22 protein-coding genes are annotated in these 25,366 nt (G+C 65.0%); 10 read left to right on the top strand and 12 right to left on the bottom strand.

Features of this window, described 5'->3' with window-relative positions:
* Positions 1–24: 24 nt before the first annotated feature.
* The 6 genes from AB4061_RS02615 (at position 25) to AB4061_RS02590 (ending at position 6,263) form a co-directional block, all read left to right on the top strand.
* Positions 25–870: an arginyltransferase gene (locus AB4061_RS02615; protein ID WP_441630641.1), complete on the top strand. Its 846-nt coding sequence runs from the start codon at positions 25–27 to the stop codon at positions 868–870.
* 101 nt (positions 871–971) lie between these two features.
* A complete protein-coding gene (locus tag AB4061_RS02610; RefSeq protein ID WP_441630639.1) occupies positions 972–2,006 on the top strand; it encodes a quinone-dependent dihydroorotate dehydrogenase in 1,035 nt (344 codons plus the stop codon).
* A 57-nt stretch (positions 2,007–2,063) separates the two neighbouring features.
* Entirely contained in the window at positions 2,064–3,122 is a 1,059-nt protein-coding gene (locus AB4061_RS02605) for an aldo/keto reductase (RefSeq protein ID WP_441630637.1), read from the top strand.
* 323 nt (positions 3,123–3,445) lie between these two features.
* Entirely contained in the window at positions 3,446–4,417 is a 972-nt protein-coding gene (locus tag AB4061_RS02600; RefSeq protein ID WP_441630635.1) for an ABC transporter substrate-binding protein, read from the top strand.
* Positions 4,418–4,570: 153 nt separating this feature from the next.
* Positions 4,571–5,467 (top strand): ABC transporter permease, encoded by an 897-nt coding sequence (locus AB4061_RS02595; protein WP_441630633.1) that lies wholly within the window; start codon positions 4,571–4,573, stop codon positions 5,465–5,467.
* 1 nt (position 5,468) lies between these two features.
* Positions 5,469–6,263 carry an ABC transporter ATP-binding protein gene (locus AB4061_RS02590; protein ID WP_441630631.1) on the top strand — a complete coding sequence of 265 codons (795 nt, stop codon included), beginning with the start codon at positions 5,469–5,471 and terminating at the stop codon, positions 6,261–6,263.
* Positions 6,264–6,355: 92 nt separating this feature from the next.
* Here AB4061_RS02590 and AB4061_RS02585 read toward each other — a convergent pair whose 3' ends face one another.
* Genes AB4061_RS02585 through AB4061_RS02575 form a run of 3 tightly spaced genes read right to left on the bottom strand, consistent with a single transcriptional unit; the run spans position 6,356 to position 8,807 of the window.
* Positions 6,356–6,631, bottom strand: coding sequence for a hypothetical protein (locus AB4061_RS02585; protein ID WP_441630629.1), 276 nt, complete (start codon positions 6,629–6,631; stop codon positions 6,356–6,358).
* Positions 6,631–8,040 (bottom strand): LutB/LldF family L-lactate oxidation iron-sulfur protein, encoded by a 1,410-nt coding sequence (locus AB4061_RS02580; RefSeq protein ID WP_441630627.1) that lies wholly within the window; start codon positions 8,038–8,040, stop codon positions 6,631–6,633. The genes AB4061_RS02585 and AB4061_RS02580 overlap by 1 nt, the downstream gene beginning before the upstream one ends.
* 41 nt (positions 8,041–8,081) lie before the next feature.
* Positions 8,082–8,807: a (Fe-S)-binding protein gene (locus AB4061_RS02575; protein ID WP_441630625.1), complete on the bottom strand. Its 726-nt coding sequence runs from the start codon at positions 8,805–8,807 to the stop codon at positions 8,082–8,084.
* Positions 8,808–9,045: 238 nt separating this feature from the next.
* Here AB4061_RS02575 and AB4061_RS02570 point away from each other — a divergent pair, with 238 nt between their 5' ends.
* From AB4061_RS02570 to AB4061_RS02560, 3 genes are all read left to right on the top strand, one after another.
* A complete protein-coding gene (locus AB4061_RS02570) occupies positions 9,046–9,831 on the top strand; it encodes an IclR family transcriptional regulator (protein ID WP_006155981.1) in 786 nt (261 codons plus the stop codon).
* 181 nt (positions 9,832–10,012) lie between these two features.
* Positions 10,013–10,759 (top strand): FadR/GntR family transcriptional regulator, encoded by a 747-nt coding sequence (locus AB4061_RS02565; protein WP_441630623.1) that lies wholly within the window; start codon positions 10,013–10,015, stop codon positions 10,757–10,759.
* 30 nt (positions 10,760–10,789) lie between these two features.
* On the top strand, positions 10,790–12,202 hold the full coding sequence (locus AB4061_RS02560) for an FAD-binding oxidoreductase (protein ID WP_441630621.1): 1,413 nt from the start codon (positions 10,790–10,792) through the stop codon (positions 12,200–12,202).
* 92 nt (positions 12,203–12,294) lie between these two features.
* Here AB4061_RS02560 and pbpG read toward each other — a convergent pair whose 3' ends face one another.
* The 5 genes from pbpG to AB4061_RS02535 form a co-directional block, all read right to left on the bottom strand.
* Positions 12,295–13,440 (bottom strand): D-alanyl-D-alanine endopeptidase, encoded by a 1,146-nt coding sequence (pbpG, locus tag AB4061_RS02555; RefSeq protein ID WP_441630619.1) that lies wholly within the window; start codon positions 13,438–13,440, stop codon positions 12,295–12,297.
* 379 nt (positions 13,441–13,819) lie between these two features.
* Positions 13,820–14,521: a nitroreductase gene (locus AB4061_RS02550; protein ID WP_174422717.1), complete on the bottom strand. Its 702-nt coding sequence runs from the start codon at positions 14,519–14,521 to the stop codon at positions 13,820–13,822.
* 28 nt (positions 14,522–14,549) lie between these two features.
* Positions 14,550–15,002: an acyl-CoA thioesterase gene (locus AB4061_RS02545; RefSeq protein WP_441630617.1), complete on the bottom strand. Its 453-nt coding sequence runs from the start codon at positions 15,000–15,002 to the stop codon at positions 14,550–14,552.
* Positions 15,003–15,030: 28 nt separating this feature from the next.
* A complete protein-coding gene (locus AB4061_RS02540) occupies positions 15,031–15,936 on the bottom strand; it encodes a DMT family transporter (protein ID WP_150987796.1) in 906 nt (301 codons plus the stop codon).
* Positions 15,933–16,907, bottom strand: coding sequence for a histone deacetylase family protein (locus tag AB4061_RS02535; protein ID WP_441630614.1), 975 nt, complete (start codon positions 16,905–16,907; stop codon positions 15,933–15,935). The genes AB4061_RS02540 and AB4061_RS02535 overlap by 4 nt, the downstream gene beginning before the upstream one ends.
* 469 nt (positions 16,908–17,376) lie before the next feature.
* On the opposite strand from AB4061_RS02535, the gene phaP1 reads away from it, so the two are divergent.
* Entirely contained in the window at positions 17,377–17,955 is a 579-nt protein-coding gene (phaP1, locus tag AB4061_RS02530; RefSeq protein ID WP_006155991.1) for a TIGR01841 family phasin PhaP1, read from the top strand.
* A gap of 408 nt (positions 17,956–18,363) precedes the next feature.
* Here the strand turns inward: phaP1 and lpdA are convergent, their stop codons facing one another.
* From lpdA to aceE, 4 genes are all read right to left on the bottom strand, one after another.
* A complete protein-coding gene (gene lpdA / locus AB4061_RS02525) occupies positions 18,364–20,157 on the bottom strand; it encodes a dihydrolipoyl dehydrogenase (protein ID WP_441630612.1) in 1,794 nt (597 codons plus the stop codon).
* 14 nt (positions 20,158–20,171) lie between these two features.
* Complete coding sequence (locus AB4061_RS02520) at positions 20,172–20,789, bottom strand: MFS transporter (protein ID WP_441630610.1); 618 nt, start codon at positions 20,787–20,789, stop codon at positions 20,172–20,174.
* Positions 20,790–20,870: 81 nt separating this feature from the next.
* Positions 20,871–22,193, bottom strand: coding sequence for a dihydrolipoyllysine-residue acetyltransferase (gene aceF / locus AB4061_RS02515; RefSeq protein WP_441630608.1), 1,323 nt, complete (start codon positions 22,191–22,193; stop codon positions 20,871–20,873).
* 165 nt (positions 22,194–22,358) lie between these two features.
* Positions 22,359–25,046, bottom strand: coding sequence for a pyruvate dehydrogenase (acetyl-transferring), homodimeric type (gene aceE, locus AB4061_RS02510; protein ID WP_441630606.1), 2,688 nt, complete (start codon positions 25,044–25,046; stop codon positions 22,359–22,361).
* Positions 25,047–25,366 lie beyond the last annotated feature (320 nt).

Genomic DNA, 25,366 nt, shown 5'->3' with positions numbered 1-25,366 from the left:
TTCATCCCTGGCCGTTGCAGACACATGAGCAAGCTAAAGGAACTCCCCCTTTCCGCGTTGCAGTTCTACGCTACGGCACCCTACGCTTGCAGCTACCTAGATGGCCGCATGGCGCGCTCTCAGGTGGCCACGCCCGCCCACCTGATCAATGCCGATGTCTATTCGCGGCTGGTGCGCGCCGGCTTCCGGCGCAGCGGCATCTTTACCTACCGCCCCTATTGCGATGAATGCCACGCCTGCACGCCGTGCCGCGTAGTGGTCGACCAGTTCCGCCCGGACCGCAGCCAGCGCCGAGCCTGGCGCCAGCACGGCAGCCTGCAGGCGCTGGTGGCGCCGCTGACCTATGTGGAAGAGCATTATTCGCTCTACCTGCTGTACCAGTCGATGCGCCACGCCGGCGGCGGCATGGACCAGGACAGCCGCGACCAGTACGAGCAGTTCCTGCTGCAAAGCCGGGTCAACTCGCGGCTGGTTGAATTCCGCGAGCCGCCGGGCTCGCCAGAGGCCGGGCGGCTGCGCATGGTCAGCATGATCGATGTGCTCGACGACGGCCTGTCCTCGGTCTACACCTTCTACGACCCGCTGGAGGTGCACGCCAGCTACGGCACCTACAACATCCTGTGGCAGATCCAACAGGCCCGCGAGCTCGCCCTGCCACACCTGTACCTGGGCTACTGGATCGCCGATAGCCGCAAAATGGCCTATAAGGCGCGCTACCAGCCGCTGCAGGTGCTGACCGCAAACCAGTGGCGCGCGTTCGATGAGATGCAAGCGTCGCTCCGGGATACAGCGCGTGCCGTGGCATCGCCCACTGCTGTGCCAGTCGTGCCGCCGCAGCCCGGCGACGAAGCCCCGGAAAACAGCCTGTAGCGGACAGCCTGCGCAAGTCATGCCCGCGCCAGCGGCGCAGTACCCGATCCGGCCCAACCGTTACAATGCCGCCTTGGTCCCGACTTCCAAGCTGATTCCCTGTGCTGAACGCGCTCTACCCCCTGTTTCGCCCCGCCCTGTTCTCGATGGATGCGGAGGACGCTCACCATTTCACCCTCAACAACCTGCTCCGCGCCAAGCGCATGGGGCTGGCGGGCTGCATCGGCAATACCATCGCCGATGACCCGCGCACGGTGATGGGCGTGCGCTTCCCCAACCCGGTTGGCCTGGCCGCCGGGCTCGACAAGGATGGCGCCTACATCGACGGGCTGGCCGCCTTCGGCTTCGGCTTTATCGAGGTGGGCACCGTAACGCCGCGCCCGCAGGCGGGCAACCCGCGGCCGCGCATGTTCCGCCTGCCGCAGGCGGATGCGCTGATCAACCGCATGGGCTTCAACAACGGCGGCGTGGATGCCTTTATCGCCAATGTGAACGCATCGCGCTGGAAGGCCGAAGGCGGCGTGCTGGGCCTGAACATCGGAAAGAACGCCGATACGCCGATCGAGCGCGCGGTGGACGATTACCTGCACTGCCTGGAACGGGTCTACCCGCATGCCAGCTACGTCACCGTCAATATCTCCTCGCCGAACACCAAGAACCTGCGCCAGCTGCAAGGCGCCAGCGAGCTCGACCACCTGCTCTCCACGCTCAAGGACGCGCAGCAGCGCCTGGCCGACAAGCACAAGCGCTACGTGCCGCTCGCGCTCAAGATCGCGCCAGACCTCGATGCCGACCAGATCGGCAATATCGGCGACGCGCTGGTCCGCCACCGGATCGACGGTGTGATCGCCACCAACACCACGATCGCCCGCGACGCCGTCAAGGGCCTGCCGCACGGCGAGGAAGCTGGCGGCCTGTCGGGCCGGCCGGTGTTCGAGTCATCCACGCGCGTGGTCAAGGGCCTGCGCGCGGTGGTTGGAGACGCGGTGCCCATCGTAGGCGTGGGCGGCATCTTCAGCGGCGCCGATGCGCAAGCCAAGATCGCGGCCGGCGCGCAACTGGTGCAGGTGTACAGCGGGCTGATCTACCGCGGCCCGGTGCTGGTCAAGGAATGCGCCGCCGCGCTACGCGCCTGACGGCCCCGGCCCGAACCCGCTTTTGCGCCTTATCACCCCAGCCTCACAAGGATAGCCATGGAAACCACCCGTCTTGGCCGCAGCGACCTGCAGGTTTCACGCATCTGCCTGGGCACCATGACCTTCGGCGAGCAGAACACCGAAGCCGAAGGCCACAGCCAGCTCGACTACGCGGTGTCGCGCGGCATCAACTTCATCGACACCGCCGAGATGTACCCGGTCAAGCCGCGTGCCGAAACCTATGGCAGCACCGAGCGCATCGTCGGCACCTGGCTCAAGCGCCAGCAGCGTGAGCGCATCGTGCTGGCCACCAAGGTGGCGGGCCCGGCGCGCATGCCGTGGATCCGCAATGGCGGCGACCTGACCCCGGACAGCATCCGCGCGGCGGTGGACGCCTCGCTGGCACGCCTGCAGACCGATTACATCGACCTGTACCAGATCCACTGGCCCGCTCGCAACGCGCCCATCTTCGGGCAAAAGCAGTTCGATCCGGCCAATGAGCGCGAGTGCGCCTCGATCCAGGCGCAGCTCGAAGCCATGGGCGAGCTGGTGCGCGCGGGCAAGATCCGCTATGTCGGCGTGTCCAACGAAACGCCGTGGGGCGTGGCCGAGTTCGTCAAGCAGGCAGAGCTGCACGGCCTGCCGCGCATCGCCACCATCCAGAACCCGTACAACCTGCTCAACCGCAGCTTCGAGCAGGGCCTGGACGAGGCGTGCTTTCGCACCGACGTAAGCCTGCTGGTATACAGCCCGCTGGCCTTTGGCCAGCTCACCGGCAAGTACCTCGGTGGCGACCTCGCCCACCCCGTGTTTGACGCGCAAGCCAAGGGCCGCCTGACGCGCTTCCCGCCCGACTGGAGCCCGCGCTACCTGCGCCCGGAAAGCCTGGCCGCGGCCGCCCGCTATGTGACGCTGGCACGCGAGCACGGCCTCTCGCCGGCAACGCTGGCGCTGGCCTGGAGCTACTCGCGCTGGTTCGCGGCGAGCACCATCATCGGCGCCACCTCGCTGGAACAGCTGCGCGAGAACATCGATGCCTGGCAAACGCCGCTGCCCGAGGCGATAACCGCGGCCATTGCCCGCATCCACGCCGAAATCCACAATCCTGCGCAGTAACGTTTCCGCGCTCCAGGCACCAGCGGCGGTGCGCCGCCCGGAGCCGCCCATGGCGTGCTCCGGGCCTGCCGTTTTCCCCTACTGACGCGCTGGAACAGGGCAAAACCGGGCAAAATTCGCCTCGAAAATGGTATCCTCGCAGGCTTATCGCCGTCGTATCCGCTGTACAAGAGCGTCCTCCAGCCTGCCGCCTGGTGTATCGCCCACACAACGGACCGGCCGGTTGGCGCAGCGCGCCGCCGGGCAAGACGGCGGACCAGTTCTTATCGAGAACGAAACGCGGCTCATCACCCAGAACCCATATCCGGGGGAGATTAAAAATTATGAAGTGTCTCAAGACATCGACCAAGACCATCCTGGGCAGCGCCGTCGCCCTCGCGCTGCTGTACGGTGGCGCCGTGCAGGCCCAGACCGTCAAGGTGCTTTCGATCGTCGACCATCCCGCGCTGGACGCCATCCGTGATGGCGTGCGCGACGAGCTGAAGACCGCCGGCTTTGATGCCGACAAGAGCCTGAAGTGGGAATACCAGAGCGCGCAGGGCAATACCGGCACGGCCGCGCAGATCGCCCGCAAGTTCGTTGGCGACCAGCCCAATGTGATCGTGGCCATCGCCACGCCGTCGGCCCAGGCCGTGGTGGCCGCCACCAAGTCGGTGCCGGTGGTGTACTCCGGCGTGACCGATCCGGTCGCCGCCCAGCTGGTCAAGAGCTGGAGCGCATCGGGCACCAATGTGACCGGCGTGTCGGACAAGCTGCCGCTGGACCGCCAGGTTGCCCTGATCAAGCGCGTGGTGCCCAAGGCCAAGACGGTCGGCATGGTCTACAACCCTGGTGAAGCCAACTCGGTGGTGGTGGTCAAGGAACTGAAGGCGATGCTGGCCAAGGAAGGCCTGACGCTGAAAGAAGCCGCCGCACCGCGCACGGTCGACATCGGCGCCGCCGCCAAGAGCCTGATCGGCAAGGTCGATGTGATCTACACCAACACCGACAACAATGTGGTGTCGGCGTACGAAGCCCTGGTCAAGGTCGCCAACGAGTCGAAGATCCCGCTGGTGGCTGCCGATACCGACAGCGTCAAGCGTGGCGCCATTGCCGCGCTGGGCATTAACTACGGCGACCTCGGCCATCAGACCGGCAAGGTGGTGGTGCGTATCCTGAAGGGCGAGAAGCCCGGCGCGATCGCTTCGGAAACCAGCGACAAGCTGGAGCTGTTCGTGAACACCGGCGCGGCCGAGAAGCAAGGCGTGACGCTGTCGCCCGAGCTGATCAAGGAAGCGAAGACCGTCATCAAGTAATCACGGCACGCTGACCCTGCGCGTTCGCGCGCAGGTGGCTCTATCCGGGCCCGCCCCCGGAAACGCCTGCGCCGCGCCGCCTGACCCGGGCAGCGCGCCAGGCGTTTTCAGATTCGGCCTCCCGTGCCGGACACAAGCAACTGGATTTCCCCCATGTCCCTCTTTTCCCTGCTGGGCGCCCTGGAGATCGGCCTGATCTTCAGCCTCGTCGCCCTGGGGGTGCTGATCTCCTTCCGCATCCTCAATTTCCCCGATCTGACCGTCGATGGCAGCTTCCCGCTGGGTGGCGCCGTGGCGGCCACGCTGATCGCCTCGGGCCAGGATCCGTTCATCGCCACCGGGCTGGCGATCGTTGCGGGCGCCTTTGCCGGCTTCGTCACGGGCTGGCTCAACGTGCGCCTCAAGATCATGGACCTGCTGGCCAGTATCCTGATGATGATCGCGCTGTACTCGATCAACCTGCGCATCATGGGCAAGCCCAATGTGCCGCTGATCACCGAGTCGACCATCTTCACCATCCTGCAGCCGGACTGGCTGCCCGACTACATGCTGCGCCCCGCGCTGCTGCTGATCGTGGTGGTCGTGGCCAAGCTTGGGCTGGACTGGTTCTTCTCCTCGCAGCTCGGCCTGGCCATGCGAGCCACCGGCGCCAATCCGCGCATGGCGCGCTCCCAAGGCATCGCCACCGGCCGCGCCACGCTGGCGGGCATGGCGCTGTCCAACGGCCTGGTAGCCCTCGCGGGCGCGCTGTTCGCGCAGACCCAGGGCGGCTCCGATATCTCCATGGGCATCGGCACCATCGTGATCGGCCTGGCCGCGGTGATCATCGGCGAGAGCATCCTGCCGGCGCGCCGGCTGGTGTACACCACGCTGGCCGTGGTGCTGGGCGCCATCCTCTACCGCTTCTTCATTGCGCTGGCCCTGAACAGCGAGTTCATCGGCCTCAAGGCACAAGACCTGAACCTGGTCACTGCCGTACTGGTGACGGGTGCCCTGGTGCTGCCCGGGACCCGCAAGAAGCTGTTCGGCCGCAAGAACGGAGGTGCCTGAGATGCTGCGCGCACAAGACCTGAAACTCACCTTCAATCCCGGCACCCCGATCGAGACGCGCGCGCTGCGCGGCCTCAGCCTGGATATCCCGACGGGCCAGTTCGTTGCCGTGATCGGCTCCAACGGCGCCGGTAAATCCACCTTCCTCAATGCCATCAGCGGCGATCAGATGGTGGACACCGGCCGCGTCACGATCGACGACGTCGACGTCACGCGCAAGCCGGCCTGGGACCGCGCCCCGCTGGTGGCACGCGTCTTCCAGGACCCGATGGCGGGCACCTGCGAGGCACTGACGATTGAAGAAAACATGGCGCTGGCCATGGCGCGCGGCAGCCGCCGGGGCTTTCGCGCGGCGCTGAACAAGCCCTCGCGCGAGCTATTCCGCGACAAGCTGCGCCTGCTCAACCTCGGCCTGGAAAACCGCCTGACCGACCGCATCGGCCTGCTGTCGGGCGGCCAGCGCCAGGCCGTGAGCTTGCTGATGGCCTCGCTGCAGCCCTCGCGGATCCTGCTGCTGGACGAGCACACCGCCGCGCTGGACCCGAAGACCGCCGCCTTCGTGCTGGAGCTGACCGCCAAGATCGTGGAGCAAGCCAAGCTCACCACGATGATGGTCACGCACAGCATGCGCCAGGCGCTGGACTACGGGCAACGCACGGTGATGCTGCACCAGGGCCAGGTGGTGCTGGACGTGTCGGGCGACCGGCGCGCCGGACTGGACGTGCCGGATCTGCTGCGCATGTTCGAGCAGACGCGGCATGAGCAGCTGGATGATGATGCCCTGCTGCTGGGCTGAGCCTCGCGCTTCGTTCGCTTAGCCACGCACCCATGCAAAAGGCCCCTGCTTGAGCGGGGGCCTTTTGCATTTCTGGCAAGGCGTGTGGCTGCTCAGGCAGTGGCCGCCTTGTCCAGCCAGCGCTTGAGCTGGTCGGTGACGGCGGTGCTCGAAAACGAGCAGCTATCCTGCGCAAATACCGCCGCCATCTCCAGCCGGCGCAGCAGCTCTTCCATCGCCTGCCCGAACATCGGCGGCAGCACCAGGCCGGGAGCTGCCTCGCGCCAGTTGCGCACCAGGCCATCGGCCGCGAGCTGGCCGCCGACGTGTTGTTCGAGTGCGGCGCGCATGGTTGCCAGCGCCGGTGCATTGCTCATAGTCGTGGCCATCAACGCGCCCTCCTTTCTTTGTAAAGTTCGCGGAACGTGCGTCCGCTCGGTGCCGGCAGGTCGCGGGTCTCGGTCCAGCCACGGCCAGCCATCGGCAAGCTGGCAATCAGCTTGCTGCTGCCGCCCATGCGCGAGAGCAAGCGCGCGCCGATGCGAGTGGCGAAGGCGTATAGCCCCGGGCGGCGCGCCACGTAGCCCCATACTTGCAGCCCGAGCCGCTCCTGCCAGGGACGCAGGCCACGCTCCATCTGCTTCTCGCGCAGCTTGCGCAGCAGGTCCGACAACGGGATCGAAGCCGGGCACACGCGGTTGCATTCTCCGCACAGCGTGGCCGCCTGCGGCAGGTCCAGCGCGTTGGCGATGCCGGTATAGCTCGGCGTCAGCACGCTGCCCATCGGGCCCGGGTAGACCCAGCCATAGGCATGGCCGCCGATCTTCTGGTACACCGGGCAATGGTTCATGCAAGCGCCGCAGCGGATGCAGCGCAGCATGTCCTGGAAGTCGCCGCCGATCAGGCCGCTGCGCCCGCCGTCGACCAGCACGAAATACATATGCTCCGGGCCGTCGCGCTCGCCCTCGGCGCGCGGGCCGGTCAGCAGCGAAAAGTAATTCGAGATGGCCTGGCCGGTGGCCGAGCGCGGCAGCAGCCGCATCACGGTGGCCAGGTCTTCCAGCGTCGGCAGCACCTTCTCGATGCCGGTCACGGCCACGTGCACGCGCGGCATCACCGTGCACATGCCTTCGTTGCCTTCATTGGTCACCACCGCCACCGAGCCTGTTTCAGCAATGATGAAATTGCCGCCGGTCACGCCCATGTCGGCCGACAGGAATTCCGGGCGCAGCACTTCACGCGCCTCGCGCGTCATCTCGGAGATATCGGTCAGGCGCGGTTTGTGGTGGACCTTGGCGAAGAGATCGGCGATCTCTTCCTTGTCCTTGTGCACTACCGGGGCAATGATGTGCGACGGCGGCTCGGCATCGTTGATCTGCAGGATGTATTCGCCCAGGTCCGTCTCGATGCTCTGCACGCCCATCTCGCCCAGCACCTGGTTCAGGCGCATTTCCTCGGTCACCATCGATTTGCTCTTGATGACCTTCTTCACCCCGTGCTTCTGCGCAATCTCGGCTACCAGCCGCGCGGCGTCGGCCGTGGTCTCGGCGAACAGCACGGTGGCACCGCGGCGCGTGGCGTTTTCCTCGAAGGTGGCGAGCCAGACGTCGAGGTTCTGCAGCGCGCGGTCGCGGCGCTCCTTGAGCGCCTCGCGGGTGGCATCGAAGTCGATGTCGCGGATGGCATCGGCGCGCGCCGTGACGAACTTGGTGGAGAGCTTCTTGAGGTTCTGCTGCAGGCGCTGGTCGGCCAGCTTCTGGCCCGCGCGCGCTTTGAACTCCATGCTGCGAACTTGCATAGCGGGGATCTCGCTAAGATTTATTTTTCCGCTGGCCGGGATCAGGCATCACCGGCGAGCACTTGCGCGATATGCAGCACCTGGGTACGCGTGTCGCCGGTCCTGCGCAGGCGCCCTTCGATATTGAGCATGCAGCCCAGGTCGCCCAGCACCACGGCATCGGCACCGCTGGCCTTGATGTTGGCGCACTTCTCATCGACGATGGCCGTGGAGATATTGCCGTACTTGACCGAGAAGGTACCGCCAAATCCGCAGCAAGCCTCGCAGTCCTTCATCTCGCTCAACTGCACGCCGGGCAATTGCGCCAGGAGGGCGCGGGGCTGGCTCTTGACGCCCAGCTCGCGCAAGCCGGAGCAAGAATCATGGTAGGTAATGCGGCCCGTGTACTTCGAGTCGAACTCGCCCAGCTTGGCCACGTTGACCAGGAAATCGGTCAGCTCGAACACCCGCGAGCGCAGGCCTTCGTAGCGGCCATTCAACTCGGGATCGTCGCCGAGCAGGTCCGCATAGTGATACAGCACCATGCCGCCGCAGGATCCGGACGGAATCACCACGTAGTCGAACATCTCGAACTCGCGCAGGAATTTTTCCGCCAGGTCACGCGATGCCGTGCGCTCGCCCGAGTTGTAGGCAGGTTGCCCGCAACAGGTCTGGGCTTCGGGCACCATCACCTCGAAGCCAGCCTTCTCCAGCAACTTGAGCACCGAGAAGCCGATTTCCGGACGCATGAGGTCCACCAGGCAGGTGGCGAACAGACCAACTCGCATTGTTTCCCTTTTCCAGACCCCCGAAACCCCGCAATTATGCGCCCTTGCGCACCGGCCAGCATACAAAAGCATGCACCGCAGGGGTGAATTCGCCGCATTTTTGCATGCCTTTTCCGACACATTCCCCAGCGGCAAAATCCGAAGATTCTTACGGCAATGCCATTTCACCTATTGAAATTTTCACAATGCGAGATAGAATCAGGCAACCGCTTAATTTGCCGCACGGCAACATTTCCCCATGGCAGAAGCAGACAAAGCCCCCGGCAAGACGTCCATCCAGGTCATCGAACGCATGATGACCCTGCTGGATGCGCTCGCCCAGCATGCTGATCCGGTCAGCCTCAAGGAACTGTCGCTGACCACCGGGCTGCACCCTTCCACCGCGCACCGCATCCTCAATGACATGGTGGCCTGCCGCTTTGTGGACCGCTCGGATCCGGGCAGCTACCGGCTTGGCATGCGGCTGCTGGAGCTCGGCAACCTGGTGAAGGCCCGTCTGTCGGTACGCGATGCGGCGCTGGCGCCGATGCGGGCCCTGCACCGCGTGACGGGGCAGACGGTGAACCTGTCGGTGCGGCAAGGCGACGAGATCGTCTACATCGAGCGCGCCTATAGCGAGCGCTCCGGCATGCAAGTGGTGCGCGCCATTGGCGGCCGCGCGCCGCTGCACCTCACTTCAGTAGGCAAGCTGTTCCTGGCCGCCGATGAAGTCGCGCGCGTTCGCAACTACGCCACCCGCACCGGGCTGGCCGGCCACACCCGCACCTCGATCACCGACCTGATCAAGCTCGAGCGCGAACTCAACTGGGTGCGCACCAATGGCTACGCGCGCGACAACGAAGAGCTGGAGCTCGGCGTGCGTTGCATCGCCGCGGGCATCTACGACGACTCGCGCCGTCTGGTGGCCGGATTGTCGCTCTCGGCCCCGGCCGACCGCCTGCAGGACAGCTGGCTGCAAAACCTGAAGGAAACCGCGTTGCAGATCTCGCGCGGCATGGGCTACGCGACTGACGTCGCAGCCTGAACCCGGCGGGATGGACGGCGCGGGGAGCCACGGGCCCTTCGCGCCGAACCCTGACCTCACCCGCTTCCCCTCTCTTTTCCCCTTCCCCCCTTTCCCCGTTCCCTCGCGCAGGACCTCCAACTGAAAATTAGGTATATACCCTTAGTTTTCAGATAACCTGAATAGCTATATCCTGCTGGGCATGCGGACCAAAGCCATTACCCTCACCGAACAGGTGACCCAGCAGCTGCGCGCCGAGATCGCCGTCGGCACCTATCCCGTCGGCGCCCGGCTGCCGACCGGCAAACAGCTTGCCGAGCAATACGGTGTCAGCCCCGCCGTCATCCGCGAGGTGACCGAGCACCTGCGCTCCCAGGGCCTGGTCGAAAGCCGCCAGGGCGTGGGCAGCACGGTGCGCTCGCGCGTGGGCAATGCCGGCTTCCAGCTGCCGCAGGAGATCGGCATCGACCGCGACGAACTGGCCAGCATCTACGAACTGCGGCTCGATCTGGAGAGCGCCGCCGCCGCGCTGGCGGCGCTGCGGCGCACCGCGCAGGATGTGGCCGGCATGCAGGCGCTGCTGGACCGGCTCGCGGCGCAATTGCACGACCCGCACCGCAGCGCGGAGGCAGACACCGCCTTCCATGTGGCGATCGCCACCGCCACCCACAACAGGTACTACCTGCAGCTGCTGCAGTACCTGAACCTGCAACTGCACCAGGCCGTGCATGTGGCGCGGCTCAATACCCGCCAGCAGGAGGGCCTGTCCGAACAGGTCCACCAGGAGCACCTGGCCATCTTCCACGCAATCCGCGCCGGCGACCCTGAACATGCGCGCGCCGCGGCGGTAGCCCACCTGCGCGGCGCGGCGGCGCGCCTGGGCCTGCAGCTGGCAGTGCGCGGCGAGCCCACCACCAGCGGCCAAGAGCCCTCTCATTCCGCGGCCTGACGCCGCATTGCCACCCCGGATAGACCCATCATGCAAAACTCAGCTTTCCTGCCCCGCTTGATCGAAGCGCTAGGCCCCGACGTGGTCGCCACCGAGCCAGACCAGGTTGCGCCGTGGCTCGCCGACTGGCGTGGCCTTTACCGTGGCAATGCGCAGGCTGTAGTGCGCCCGCGCTCGGTGGATGAAGTGGCACGTTGCCTGGCCTTGTGCCAGCAGGCCGCGGTCCCGGTGGTGCCGCGTGGCGGCAACACCGGCCTGTGCGGCGGCGCCGCGCCCGACAGCAGCCCCGCCAACGTGGTGCTGAGCATGGACCGCATGAACGCGATCCGCTCGATCGACACCATCGCCAACACGCTCGTCGCCGAAGCGGGCTGCATCCTGGGCAACCTGCGGCGCGCCGCGCAGGAGGCGCATCGCCTGCTGCCGCTCAGCCTGGCGGCCGAGGACTCCTGCCAGATCGGGGGCAATCTCGCGACCAACGCGGGCGGGGTCAATGTGGTGCGCTACGGCATGGCCCGCGAGCTGGTGCTGGGCGTGGAAGCCGTGCTGCCCAACGGCGAGATCTTTCACGGCCTGCGCGCCTTGCGCAAGGACAACACCGGCTACGACCTCAAGCAATTGCTGATCGGCTCCGAAGGCACGCTGGGCGTCATCACGGCGGCGGCGCTGCGCCTGTTTCCGCGCACCGACGCACGCTCGGTGGTGCTTGCGGCAGTGGCCTCCCCGCTGCAGGCGCTGGAGCTCTTCGAGCTGCTGTTTGCGCAGTGCGGCGCTCGCCTGCAAGCCTTCGAATTCTTCACCGGCGATTGCGTCGACCTCGTGCTCAAGCACGCGGAGGGCGTGCAGGAGCCCTTCGGCCAACGCTATCCTGCCTACGTGCTGGTTGAGCTGGCCGACACCACCGACGAAGCCGCCCTCAACGTGCTGCTGGAGCGCGTGATTGGCGAGGCGCTGGAGCGCGAGCTGTGCCTGGACGCTGCCGTCTCCGCGTCGCTGTCGCAGCTGCAGAGCCTGTGGAAGCTGCGCGAGGAAATCTCCGAGGCCCAGCGCGCCGACGGGCCGCACCTGAAGCATGATGTGTCGCTGCCGATCGAGCAGATCCCGGCATTCATGGTGTCGATGGAGGCGCGCCTCAAGGCCATCAGCCCCAGCATCCGCCCATTTATCTTCGGGCATTTCGGCGACGGCAACCTGCACTACAACCTGTCGCGCCCCGCAGGCGCGGAGCGCGACTGGACCGCGCAGCATGGCAAGGCGCTGACCGCCGAAGTGCTGGACGAGGTGGCACGCTACGGCGGCAGCATCAGCGCCGAGCATGGCATCGGCCAGCTCAAGCGCGATGATTTCCTGCGCCTCAAGGACCCGCTCGAGCTGCGCATGATGCAGGGCATCAAGCAGTTGCTGGATCCGGCCGGCATCATGAATCCGGGCAAGCTGCTCTAAGCGCCCTGCCCAGCCCCAAAGAAAAACGCGCCGGTGACGGCGCGTTTTTTTGCCTGCAAGCAGCAGGCGGCAAGATCACTCCGGTGCCGCCATCAGATGCCGCGAGGCTGCTGGGCGGTCAGGATCGCCTGGGGGCTGGTTGGGCTGCCAGGCCCCTGCGTCAGGTTTGGGGACGTAGGAAAAGGGCGGCCAGGCCCGGTCTGCACGTGTTCCAGCCAGTCTTTGACGCGGTTGGCATCGGCAAAGCGGGACAGCTTGCCAACGGAATCCAGGAACACCATCACCACATTGCGGCCATTCACGCGTGCCTGCATCACCAGGCACTGGCCAGCCTCGGAGATAAAGCCTGTTTTCTGCAGGCCGATCTCCCAGTTGCCGCCGCGAACCAGGCGGTTGGTGCTGACGTAATGCTGGGTGCGGCCCAGTACGTTGACCTCATGCTCGGTCTGCGTCGAAAACTCGCGGATGGTGGGGTTGCGGTACGCCGCGTTGACCATGCGCACGAGGTCCATCGCGCTCGAGACATTGCTGCTCGACAAGCCGTTCGAATCGACAAAGTGGCTGTCGTTCATGCCGAGCTCGCGTGCCTTGCGGTTCATGGCCTGCACAAAGGCCGGCAGGCCACCCGGGTAGCTGCGGCCCAGCACCGATGCCGCACGATTCTCCGAGGACATCAGCGCCAGCAGGAGCGCCTCCTGGCGGGAGAGCTGCGCGCCAAAGCGCAGGCGCGAACTGCTGTGCTTCTCGTTGTCGCGGTCTTCCTCGTTGATGGTAAGCACCTCGTCCATCGGCTGGCGCGCGTCCATCACAACCAGGGCGGTCATCAGCTTGGTGATCGAGGCGATCGGCAGCACCGCGGCGGCGTTCTTCTGGAACAGCACTTCGTTGGTGTTCTGATCCATCACCAGCGCCACGCTGGAGCGCAGCGCGAGCGCATCTTCGGTGTCACGCAGGCCGAGCGCCTCGCCCAGCGAGGGTTTCGCGGGGATGAACGCCGCGCGAACCGGCGCCGCCTGGCGTTGTGCCACCACGGTGCGCTTACCGTTTCTCAGCACCACGACCTTGCGCGTAGTGGCGCGCTCGGCCTTGCCGCTCGTCGCGACCTGCTTGGACTTTGCGGATTTAGAGGAAGAATTTGCCGATTTTTTATCGGACTTAACGACTTTTGCCGACTTTTTGCTGGTTTTTGCGGTGTCCGACGTTTTCGTCGCGGCATCGGCCACAGGGGCGGCCAGCATGGAAACGGTCAACAGCACAGAGGCCGCAACCGAAGTAAGAGGGGTAGAGCCGAAGAATCGCAAAAATAAGGGGGAATCAGACCGGAACATGATTCATTCAGCGCGCAACTAGGATTGCGCCAGTTTAGGAAAAAAAGAAATTGTTAGCAAGATTAAAGACTTACGAAGCCTCTTTAAAGTTCGATTTGCAAACAATTCCACATTACGGCAAATGCGGGGCACGCATCACATGACACGTGCATTAAGACCGACGTCGACTGTGGTAATTCCACACTGTTTCATCTCTGTTTCATCTTTCTCACCCGCCCATCGGGTTGCCCCGAGCCAACATGCAGCGGGCAGCGACAGCACAAAGCGGGCCTTCGCCGCCGACACGTTCTTAAGATAAGAAACGCGCGAACCCGCTTACCGGTTCACGCTCGGTACTAAGGGTATTCTCTATGGCGGCGGGGTCGGCATGGCCCAGGGCCATGCCGCACACCACCATTTCATCCGCCGGCAGGCGCAAGTGATTGCTGATGACCGCGTGGAATTGGGTGAACGCCGCCTGCGGACAGGTATCCAGCCCGCGCGCCCGCGCCGCCACCATGATGCTTTGCAGGAACATGCCGTAGTCCAGCCAGCTGCCCAGCTCCAGGATGCGGTCGATCGTGAAGATCATGCCCACCGGGGCGCCGAAAAACGTGAAGTTGCGCGAGTGCTGCGCATGCATGCGCGCCTTGTCCTCCCGGCTGATCTGCAGCAGGCTGTACAGGTCCCAACCTACCTTGCGGCGGCGGTCAATGTACGGCGCCACCCACTCGCGGGGATAGTAGGGATACTCCTCGCGATACTTGCTGTCGCGCTGCGGATCGTCGTAAGCGGCCAGCACGTCGGCCGACAGCTTCACCTTGGCGTCGCCAGTCAGCACATAGACCCGCCATGGCTGGGCGTTGGTGCCCGACGGAGCCCGGCTGGCCACGGCCAGGATCTCGTTGACCACGTCGCGCGGCACCGGCGTATCGAGAAACGCGCGCACCGAGCGGCGCGTGATGATGGCCTGATCGATCAGGGCGGCGCCCCGCTTCTGCTGCGAATCCATGGTTCTCAACTCCTTTGCGCGGGCCGGATCATGCGCCGGCATCCGCCGGTTCGCACACCAGGGCCTGAAGCGCTTCGCGCAGCGCGGGCGGTAGCGGCACCGGGCGGCGCGTGGCGCGATCCACATAGACATGAACAAAATGGCCCTGCGCCGCGGCTACGTCTTCGTCGTTACGGAACAGGCCCACTTCGTAGCGCACGCTCGAATTGCCCAGCCTTGCCACGCGCAGCCCCGCCACCACCGTGTCGGGAAAACTCAGCGCGGCAAAATAATTGCATTGCGTCTCGATCACCAGCCCGATGGTGTCGCCGGACCCGATATCCAGCACGCCCGCCCGGATCAGGTAGGTGTTCACGACGGTATCGAAGTAACTGTAGTAGATGACGTTATTGACATGGCCATAGACGTCGTTATCCATCCAGCGCGTGGTGATGGGCTGGAAATGACGGTAGGCGTTGCGGGTATCTGCGGTCGGTTTCATCGAAAGGCGTGAGGCGCGAAAAGGGAAATTAGCGGCGGATCACCAGCGCAACACCACCGGCGGCCAGGGCCATGCCAAGCGCGGCCAGCGGCGGGAAGCTCTCGCCGAACAGCAGCCACGCCATGGCGGCGGTGGTCGGCGGGGTGAGATACATGAGGCTGGATACCTTGGTGGCCGCGCCTTGCCGGATCAACAGGAACAGCAGCGAGATGGCCCCGATGGACAACGCAACCACCGACCAGGCGAGCGCGCCAACCATCTCGGCATTCCACTCGACGTGACGGGTTTCGGTGAGGAACATGAACGGCAGGCAGGCCAGCGCCGCCGCCGCGAACTGGATCACCGAGCCCATGCGCAGGTCGAACATCGGGCAATGGCGTTTCTGGTACAGCGTGCCAAAGGTGATCGAGAACAAGGCGCCCAGCGCCAGCAACAGGCTTGGCGCGGACAGCCCGCTGGCCGACAGTTTGTTTGCCACCACCAGGCCCACACCAAGGATGCCAAGCAGCAACCCCAGCCACTGGCGCCGCCCGATGGTCTCGCCCATGCGCGAGGCCGCCAGCGCGGTCAGGATGGGCTGCATGCCGACGATCAGGGCGGATACGCCCGCCGGCATGCCCAGCTTGACAGCCGCCCACACGCCCCCCAGGTAGCCCGCCTGCAGGAACAGCCCTGCCAGCGCGATGTGCCCGACCATGCGCCAGTCGGTCGCCCCGGCGCGCTGCGGCAGCGGCACGCGCGCCATCAACACGAAGGGCACCATCAGCACCAGCACGCCGACAAAGCGCAGAAACAGGAAGGTCATCGGCTCCGCGTGCGGCATGCCGTACTTGGCTACGATGAATCCCGTACTCCAGATCACGACAAACAGCCACGGCATGGCGGCCATCCACAAGGTGCCGCGTGCCGCATGGGCCTGGCTGGTTGCACTCATCGTTGTGCCTTCTCCATATCGCCGGTGGACAGGATCGCACCTGCGCCGGCGGCGTCCGGCTTGTCGCGCCGGGCATAGCGTGCGTGATATTGCGCGGCGAGCGCGACGGTTTGCGCATGCACCGCGACGGTGGTCTCGATCTGGTTGCCGTAGCCGCCGGCCATGGCCACGGCAATGGGCAGGCCGCGCTCCAGGGCCGCGTCGAACACCAGGCAGTCACGCCGGGCCAGCCCGGCCAGCGTGAGTTTCAGGCGCCCAAGCCGGTCGCCCTCATGCGGATCGGCCCCGGCTAGATAAATGATCAGGTCGGGAGCGAAGCGCGCGAACAGCGTATCGAGTGCGCCCTGCAGCGCTTGGGCGTAGGCCTCGTCGTCGCAGCCATCGGGCAGGCCCACGTCGAGATCGCTGGCCTCTTTGCGGAACGGATAGTTTTTCTCGCCATGCAGGGACAGCGTAAAGATGAAGGGATCGTCACGCAGGATGGAGGCGGTGCCGTTGCCCTGGTGCACGTCGAGGTCGACCACGGCCACGCGCGCCACCCGACCGTCGCAGCGCAATCGGCGCGCGGCGATAGCCGCGTCGTTGAAGACGCAGAAGCCACCGCCCTTATCGGCATAGGCGTGATGCGTGCCGCCCGCCAGGTTGACCGAGATGCCCTCGCGCAGCGCTACGCGGCAGGCCTCGATGGTGGCACCGGCGGAGCGCCGCGAGCGCTCGACCATGGCGTCCGACCATGGAAAGCCGATCTCGCGCTGGCGCGCGGGGTCCAGTTCGCCCCGGGAGACGCTCGCGACATATTCAGGCGTGTGCGCCAACAGCAAGGCATCGTCCCCGGCCCGCGGCGCCTCGACCAGCACCAGCCCCGGCACGTCGCGCTCGACCGCCTCCCTCAACATGCTGTACTTGCGCATCGGGAAGCGGTGGCCCTCAGGTAGGGGCAGGACAAAATGATCGGCGTAAAAAGCAAGCATGTGGGCAAACATAGGCGGGCGGCCGGTCGCGGCGACTTGGCCGTGGCGCATCGGCCGGCGGGTTGCGCCCTTGGGGGGTTGTGCCCTTGGGAGACGGCGATTCCGGCAGACCGCGATGGTAGCACCGAGCTGGCGCCAGGGTGCGCCACCCCTCCCCTCCCTCCCCCCACAAGGTGCCGGGCGTGGCACGCCTGCCAATGCCACGCCGCCAAAATGTGACATTGCGCCGACTTCAACAAGACTTATTTGTGCAATGCACAAGAAGCCCTTGACACCGTTTTTCTTTTCCCTACAATTGGAATTGTTGCGGCGCACCATCGATTTTGCAGAGCAAGCGGAGCGCGCCGATAACCCCCTTACGCCTGGGGCTGGCTGACGAGAAAGCAGGTCTAACCTTCACTTCGTCATGGCTTTGACATCTGGGCGGCCTAATTTTGCATGACCTTGAACTTCATTATTGGAGACCAGCATGAGCTTCACCCCGGAACAAGTCGCCGCAGCGCAAAAAGCCAACCTCGAAACCCTGTTTGGCCTGACCACCAAAGCTTTCGAAGGCATCGAAAAGCTGGTCGAGCTGAACCTGCAAGTCGTCAAGGCCACGTTCGCTGAAAACGTGGACAACGCCAAGAAGGCCCTCTCGGCCAAGGATGCCCAGGAATTCCTGGCCCTCCAGACCTCGCTGGTCCAGCCGGTTGCCGAAAAGGCCCTGGCCTACAGCCGCCATGTGTACGAAATCGCCTCGGAAACCCAGGCTGAATTCACCAAGGTCGCTGAAGCCCAACTGGCCGAGAACTCGAAGAAGGTGCAAACCCTGGTCGAGAACCTCGCCAAGAACGCCCCGGCCGGCTCCGAGTCGACCGTTGCCATCGTGAAGTCCGCGATCAGCGCCGCCAACAACGCTTACGAGTCGGTCCAGAAGGCCACCAAGCAAGCCGTTGAAATCGCTGAGACCAACTTCCAGGCAGCCGCCAGCGCCGCCACCAAGGCCGCACAGCAAGCCAGCGCCACGGCTCGCACCGCGACCAAGAAGACCACCACCGCCGCCTAATCCGCGATGGCAGGAAACGGACCGGCTTCGGCCGGTTCGTTGGCAAAGCGCGCCTGGCATGGCCAGCGCATTTTGCCAACGAAGGCAGCACGGAAGGCTACCTAAGCCGCCCTGCCCTCCTACGGTGTCTCCTCGGTATCTGGTTTCCATGTATTCCAATATCGATTCATTCCCGGCCATGCGCCGGGATTTTTTTGCCCGCGACACATTGGCAAGCAGACACTCGGACATTCGGACACACGCCCTCCCCTCTGCAAGCAAGCTTTGATCGGCGCAGCCGCAAGCGTATGCGGCAAAAAATCTGGCGGTTAATTGCGAATCAAGGCGTAAAAAGGCCCGCCATGCGGCGGGCCTCTCTAGCGTCGGCTAGCGTCTAGCGTCTAGCGTCTAGCGTCTAGCGTCTAGCGCTTAACGCTTGCGCGGCGGCGGCACATCCGTACAGACGCCTTCGTAGATCTCGGCTGCCATGCCGATGGATTCGCCCAGCGTCGGGTGCGGGTGGATGGTCTTGCCGATATCCACCGCATCGGCACCCATCTCGACTGCCAGGCAGACTTCGCTGATCAGGTCGCCGGCATGCATGCCCACGATGCCGCCGCCGATGATCCGGTGGGTTTCCTCGTCGAAGATCAGCTTGGTAAAGCCTTCGTCGCGGCCATTGGCGATAGCACGGCCGGAAGCCGCCCACGGGAACACGCTCTTGCTGTACTTGATCCCCTGCGCCTTGCACTGGTCTTCGGTCACGCCGGCCCAGGCCACTTCCGGATCGGTGTAGGCCACCGACGGGATCTGCTTGACATCAAAGTAGGCCTTCTCGCCGTGCGCGGCCTCCGCTGCCACGTGCGCTTCGTGCACCGCCTTGTGGGCCAGCATGGGCTGGCCGACGATGTCGCCGATAGCGAAGATGTGCGGCACATTGGTGCGCATCTGCTTGTCGACGTCGATAAAGCCGCGATCCGTGACCGCCACGCCCGCCTTCTCCGCGCCAATGCGCTTGCCGTTGGGCACGCGGCCCACCGACACCAGCACCAGGTCGTAGCGTTGCGGCTCGGCCGGCGCCTGCTCGCCTTCGAACTTGACGTAGATGCCGTCCGGCTTCGCTTCCACGCCGACCGTCTTGGTCTTGAGCATGACCTTGTCGAAGCGCTTCTTGTTCATCTTGTCCCAGACCTTGACCAGGTCGCGGTCGGCGCCTTGCATCAGGCCATCGAGCATTTCCACCACGTCGATGTTGGCGCCCAGCGTGCTGTACACCGTGGCCATTTCCAGCCCGATGATGCCGCCGCCGATGACCAGCATCTTGTTGGGCACTTCCGGCAGTTCCAGCGCGCCGGTGGAATCGACGATGCGCGGGTCCTCGGGGATGAACGGCAGCTTGACCGCCTGGCTGCCGGCGGCGATGACGGCTTTTTCGAAGCGGATCACCGTCTTCTTGCCCGTCGTCGCCTTGGCGCCGCCTTCGGTTTCCTGCACCTCGAGGTGATGCGGGTCGAGGAAGGTGCCAATACCACGCACGACCTGTACCTTGCGGGCCTTGGCCATGCCGGCCAGGCCGCCGGTCAGCTTGCCGACCACGGTTTCCTTGTAGTGGCGCAGCCCGTCGAGGTCGATCTTGGCCTCGCCGAACAGGATGCCGTGGGCCGCCAGGGCCTTGGCTTCGTCGATCACAGCGGCGTTGTGCAGCAGCGCCTTGGAGGGGATGCAGCCCACGTTCAGGCAGACGCCGCCGAGCGTGCTGTAGCGTTCGACCAGCACGGTGTTCATGCCGAGATCGGCGCTGCGGAAGGCGGCCGAGTAGCCACCAGGGCCAGCGCCGAGCACCAGCATGTCGCAGGTAATGTCCGCGCTGCCCGCATGCGTGGCGGCCGCGGGAGCCGCAGCCGGAGCCGGCGCGGATACCTGCGCAGGTGCGGGCGCAGGGACCGGCGCGGCCGCCGGCTTGGCCGCGGCTTCGCTCTCCAGCGTGCAGATGACGGCGCCCTTGGCGACCTTGTCACCCACCTTGACACGCACCTCCACCACCTTGCCGGCGGCGGACGACGGCACATCCATGCTGGCCTTGTCGGACTCGAGCACGATCAGCGACTGCTCCTGCTCGACCGTATCGCCGGCCTTGACCAGTACCTCGATGACTTCCACCGCGTCGAAATCGCCGATATCCGGCACCTGGACTTCGATCACACTCATGTTTTTGCTCCTCAAGAACGCACTCCGCTTCAGTTGCGGGGCGCGCCATCGTTATTGGTTGCTCCGTCGCCGGCCATGTCAGCCAGTTGCACCACCTGCACCTCGACCGGGCCTGCCGAACTCTTGTCGAACTCCACCCCTGCATCCACCCCGATCCGCGCAATCTCGCGGGCGGTCAGGCCCGGCTGGTCGTAGACCGCATGCATGGCGCCCAACGCGTAGTTGCGCCCCGAGCCAATGCCCCAGAAGCGATCGAACGAGAAGACTTCGCGGTACGAATACACGCCGAAGATCCCGGCCGGATTGGCAATCAGGCAGACGATCTGCGAGGACTCGTAAGGATCGTCCTCGTCCTCCTTGGTGTTGATGAAATACTCGTTCTTGAGTTTTTCATGCACCTTGAGGAAGGTCCGGAAGACGTCATCGCGCGAACCCAGCCGGCATTCCTCTCCCAGCCCGGCCAACAGGCTGCGCATGACCGGGAAATGCGCGGTGGTACCGGCGAGCGCCACGAAGCTGTCACCCACCGGGAACACCTTCTGGTTGCGCTCGTAGGCACGCGTGAGCCGGGTGTCGCCAAACGTCACCAGCGCGTCGGCGGCAATCGCCACTTCGCCGGCCTTCTTGACGACAACGCAGGTAGTCATGGGCTCGCTTCCTGTTTGCAGGTTGCAGACGTTGCAGGCAAAGGCGCGCATGGCCGCGAGGCCGGGCGCGCCCTACCCGTCTTACAGCAGGATGCGGCGGAAATCGGCCAGCAACTGGCCGAAATAGGTGTTGAAGCGAGCCGCTTCCGCACCGTCGATGACGCGGTGATCCCACGACAGCGACAGCGGCAGCGTCAGGCGTGGCACGAACTGCTTACCATCCCACACCGGCTTCTGGTACGACTTGCACACGCCCATGATGGCCACTTCCGGCGCGTTGATGATCGGCGTGAAATACGTGCCACCGATGCCGCCCAGCGAGGAGATCGAGAAGCAGCCACCTTGCATCTGGTCCGGCTTGAGCTTGCCGTCGCGCGCCAGCTTGGCCAGTTCGTTCATTTCCTGGCCGATCTCGATCACGCCCTTCTTGTCGGCGTTCTTGATCACCGGCACAACCAGCCCGTTCGGCGTGTCAGCGGCGAAACCGATGTTGAAATACTGCTTCAGCACCAGGTTCTCGCCATCGAGCGAAGCGTTGAAATTCGGGAACTTCTTCAGCGCGGCGACGGCGGCCTTGATCATGAAGGCCAGCATGGTGACCTTGACGCCTTGCTTCTCGTATTCCTTGTTGAGCTGCACGCGGAAGGCTTCCAGCTCGGTGATGTCGGCCTCGTCGTGATTGGTGACGTGGGGAATCATCACCCAGTTGCGATGCAGGTTCGCGCCCGAGAGCTTCTTGATGCGCGACAGCGGCTTGCTTTCGACCTCGCCGAAACGGGTGAAATCCACCTTCGGCCACGGCAGCAGGTTCAGCTCGCCGCCACCAGCGGGGGCAGCGGCCGCCTTTGCCGGGGCTGCGGCATGACCGCTCATCACGCCCTTGACGTAGGCCTGCACGTCGTCCTGGGTGATCCGTCCCTTGGGGCCGGTGCCCGGCACGCGCGACACATCCACGCCCAGCTCGCGCGCGAACTTGCGCACGGAGGGGCTGGCATGGGCTGCGGTGCCGGTCACGCCGGCTACCGGAGCAGCCGCGGCAGGCGCGGCAGGCGCGGCAGAGGGGACCGGGACCGGGGCCGGTGCGCTGGCTGCGGGAGCGGGAGCCGCAGCAGCAGCAACAGCAGCCGGGGCAGCAGCGGCAGGCGCGCTGGCCGGAGCACCGGCGGCGCCTTCGAGAATCAGGATCAGCGTGCCTTCGGCGACGTTGTCACCGACCTTGATCCGGACTTCCTTGACCACGCCGGCGGCCGGCGACGGCACGTCCATGGTGGCCTTGTCCGATTCCAGCGTCACCAGCGCGTCTTCGGCGTTGATGGTGTCGCCCGGTTTCACGTGCACTTCGATGACGGGAACGGCGTCGTAATCGCCGATATCCGGCACCTTGATTTCAATCGCTTGACTCATTCAGTGTCTCCTGGGCAGGCCGGCGCGCACGACAAACACGAGCGTGTGAGGTTACCCTCACCGCCGTGATCTGTCACGCCGCCGCGCCGCAAGGCGCCGGGCATCAGCCCGGCGCCCGCGCACGCGGCATTGCCGCTCCTGCGGGGGTTCGTGCAGCCGGCCTGCTTAGACCGACATCGGGTTCGGCTTGTTGGGGTCGAGGTTGTACTTCTTGATGGCTTCGGCCACCTTGTCGCGACCGATGGCACCTTCGTCAGCCAGCGCCTTCAGTGCAGCCAGCGTCACCCAGTGACGGTCCACCTCGAAGAAATGACGCAGCTTCTCGCGGGTGTCCGAGCGGCCGAAACCGTCGGTGCCCAGCACCACGAAACGGCGCGGCACGAAGGGACGGATCTGGTCGGCGAAGGCGCGCACGTAGTCGGTCGAGGCGATCACCGGGCCGCGCACCGACTTGAGGCTCTTGGTCACGTGCGACTCGCGTTGCGGCTCGCTCGGGTGCAGCAGGTTCCAGCGCTCCACGTCGTGGCCTTCGCGGGCCAGCTCGGTAAAGCTCGGGCAGCCCCACAGGTCGGATTCGACGCCCCAGTCCTTCTTGAGCAGGTCGGCGGCGGCGATCACTTCGCGGAAGATCGTGCCCGAACCCAGCAGCTGCACGCGCGGCGCGTTGCTGTTTTCCACGCCCTTCTTGAACTGGTACATGCCCTTGACGATGTCGCCCTCCACGCCAGCCGGCATTTCCGGATGTTCGTAGTTCTCGTTCATCACCGTCAGGTAGTAGTACACGTCTTCCTGCTCGGCGTACATGCGGCGCAGGCCGTCCTGCATGACCACCGCCAGCTCGTACTGGAAGGTCGGGTCATACGAGATGCAGTTCGGGATCGCGGCGTGGAACACGTGCGAGTGGCCGTCTTCGTGCTGCAGGCCTTCGCCGTTGAGCGTGGTGCGGCCCGAGGTACCGCCCAGCAGGAAGCCGCGCGAGCGCATGTCGGCGGCCGCCCAGCACAGGTCGCCGATACGCTGGATGCCAAACATCGAGTAGTAGATGTAGAACGGGATCATCTGGATGCCGTGCGTCGAGTACGACGTGGCGGCAGCGATCCAGTCGCACATGGCGCCGGCTTCGTTAATGCCTTCCTGCAGCACCTGGCCAGTCTGCGATTCCTTGTAGAACATCAGCTGGTCGTGGTCTTCCGGCACGTACTTCTGGCCTTGCTGGTTCCAGATGCCGATCTGGCGGAACAAGCCTTCCATGCCGAAGGTGCGCGACTCGTCAGGCACGATGGGCACCACGTGCTTGCCGATCTGCTTGTCCTTGAGCAGCGTGTTCAGGATCCGTACGAAGGCCATGGTGGTGGACACTTCACGGCCTTCGCTGGTGGCCTTGAGCAGCGCGTCGAAGGCGGACAGCTCAGGCACCTTCAGGGCTTCTGCCTTCTGGCGGCGGGCAGGCAGGTAGCCGCCCAGGTCCATGCGGCGGGCGCGCATGTATTCCAGTTCCTTCGAGCCTTCCTCGAAGGTGATGTACGGCACTTCCTCGATCTTGTCATCGGCGACCGGGATGTTGAACTGGTCGCGGAAGCGGCGGATCGCGTCCACCGGCATCTTCTTTTGCTGGTGGCTGATGTTCATGGCCTGGCCGGCATCGCCCATGCCATAGCCCTTGATGGTCTTGGCCAGGATCAGCGTGGGCTGGCCCTTGTGTTCGTTGGCGGCGCTGTAGGCGGCGTAGATCTTGTGCGGGTCGTGGCCGCCACGGTTCAGGCGCCAGATGTCCTCGTCGGACCAGTCGGCCACCATCGCCTTGAGCTCAGGGGTATTGAAGAAGAACTCGCGCACGTAGGCGCCGTCCTTGGCCTTGAAGGTCTGGTACTCGCCGTCCACGCAATCCATCATGCGCTTCATCAGCAGGCCCTTGTGGTCGCGTGCCAGCAGCTGGTCCCAGCGGCTGCCCCACACCACCTTGATCACGTTCCAGCCGGCGCCGCGGAACTCGGATTCGAGTTCCTGGATGATCTTGCCATTGCCGCGCACCGGACCATCCAGGCGCTGCAGGTTGCAGTTGATCACGAACACCAGGTTGTCCAGCTTCTCGCGCCCGGCCATGCCGATCGCGCCCAGCGATTCCGGCTCGTCGGTCTCGCCGTCGCCCAGGAACGCCCAGACCTTGCGGCCTTCGGTCTGCACCAGGCCGCGGCTGTGCAGGTACTTCATGAAGCGGGCCTGGTAGATGGCCATGATCGGGCCCAGGCCCATCGACACCGTCGGGAATTGCCAGAAGTCCGGCATCAGCCACGGGTGCGGGTAGGACGAGATGCCCTTGCCGTCGACTTCCTGGCGGAAGCTGTCGAGCTGTTCCGTGCTCAGGCGGCCGAGCAGGAAGGCGCGCGAATACACGCCCGGTGCCGAGTGGCCCTGCACGAACACCAGGTCGCCGCCGTGTTTTTCGGACGGGGCGTGCCAGAAGTGGTTGTAGCCGACGTCATACAGCGTGGCCGCCGAGGCAAACGAGGAAATATGGCCGCCAACGTTGGTGTGCTTGTTGGCGCGCAGCACCATCGCCATGGCGTTCCAGCGGGTGTACGAGCGGATGCGGTGCTCGATGTCCTGGTCGCCGGGAATGCGGGCCTGCTGCTCCACCGGGATGGTGTTGATGTACTGCGTTTCAGCGTGGAACGGCTGGGTGACGCCGTTCACGCGTGCGTATTCGATCTGCTTTTCGATCAGGAAGGCGGCCCTGTCGGTGCCTTCGGCGGCGATCACGCCCTGCAGGGCATCAAGCCACTCGTGGGTTTCCTGGGGATCGGCGTCGTTGGCGCTGCTTGCGCCGAGGATCTGCTCTGGTACAGCTGACATGACTGTCTCCTGGTGAATTCCTGCCTCGGTGCCCCCTGATTCTTGTGGTGGGAGCCCCGGCCTGACGGTGTGACTACGGTACGGCGCGCGGGCCGCGAGTGTCTTCGCGCGGTCCTTCGCTAGTGCTTCGCCCGGGCTTGCCAGCGAGGCTGGCAGGACCGGACGCAGCACCGCCGTCCGCACTTTTCGGTCGGACCGATTCTATGGAAGCACATTGGGCAAGACAAGCCCAATTTTCAAATTGCGATATGGTTTCTTACAATATGAAATATTGCGGCAGCGCACCACAAAACTGCGCCAGCCCTTGCCACCAAACGCCG

It is taken from the genome of Cupriavidus sp. YAF13 (assembly GCF_052113425.1).
Taxonomy (GTDB): domain Bacteria; phylum Pseudomonadota; class Gammaproteobacteria; order Burkholderiales; family Burkholderiaceae; genus Cupriavidus.
This window is presented reverse-complemented; position numbering and strand designations above follow the sequence as displayed.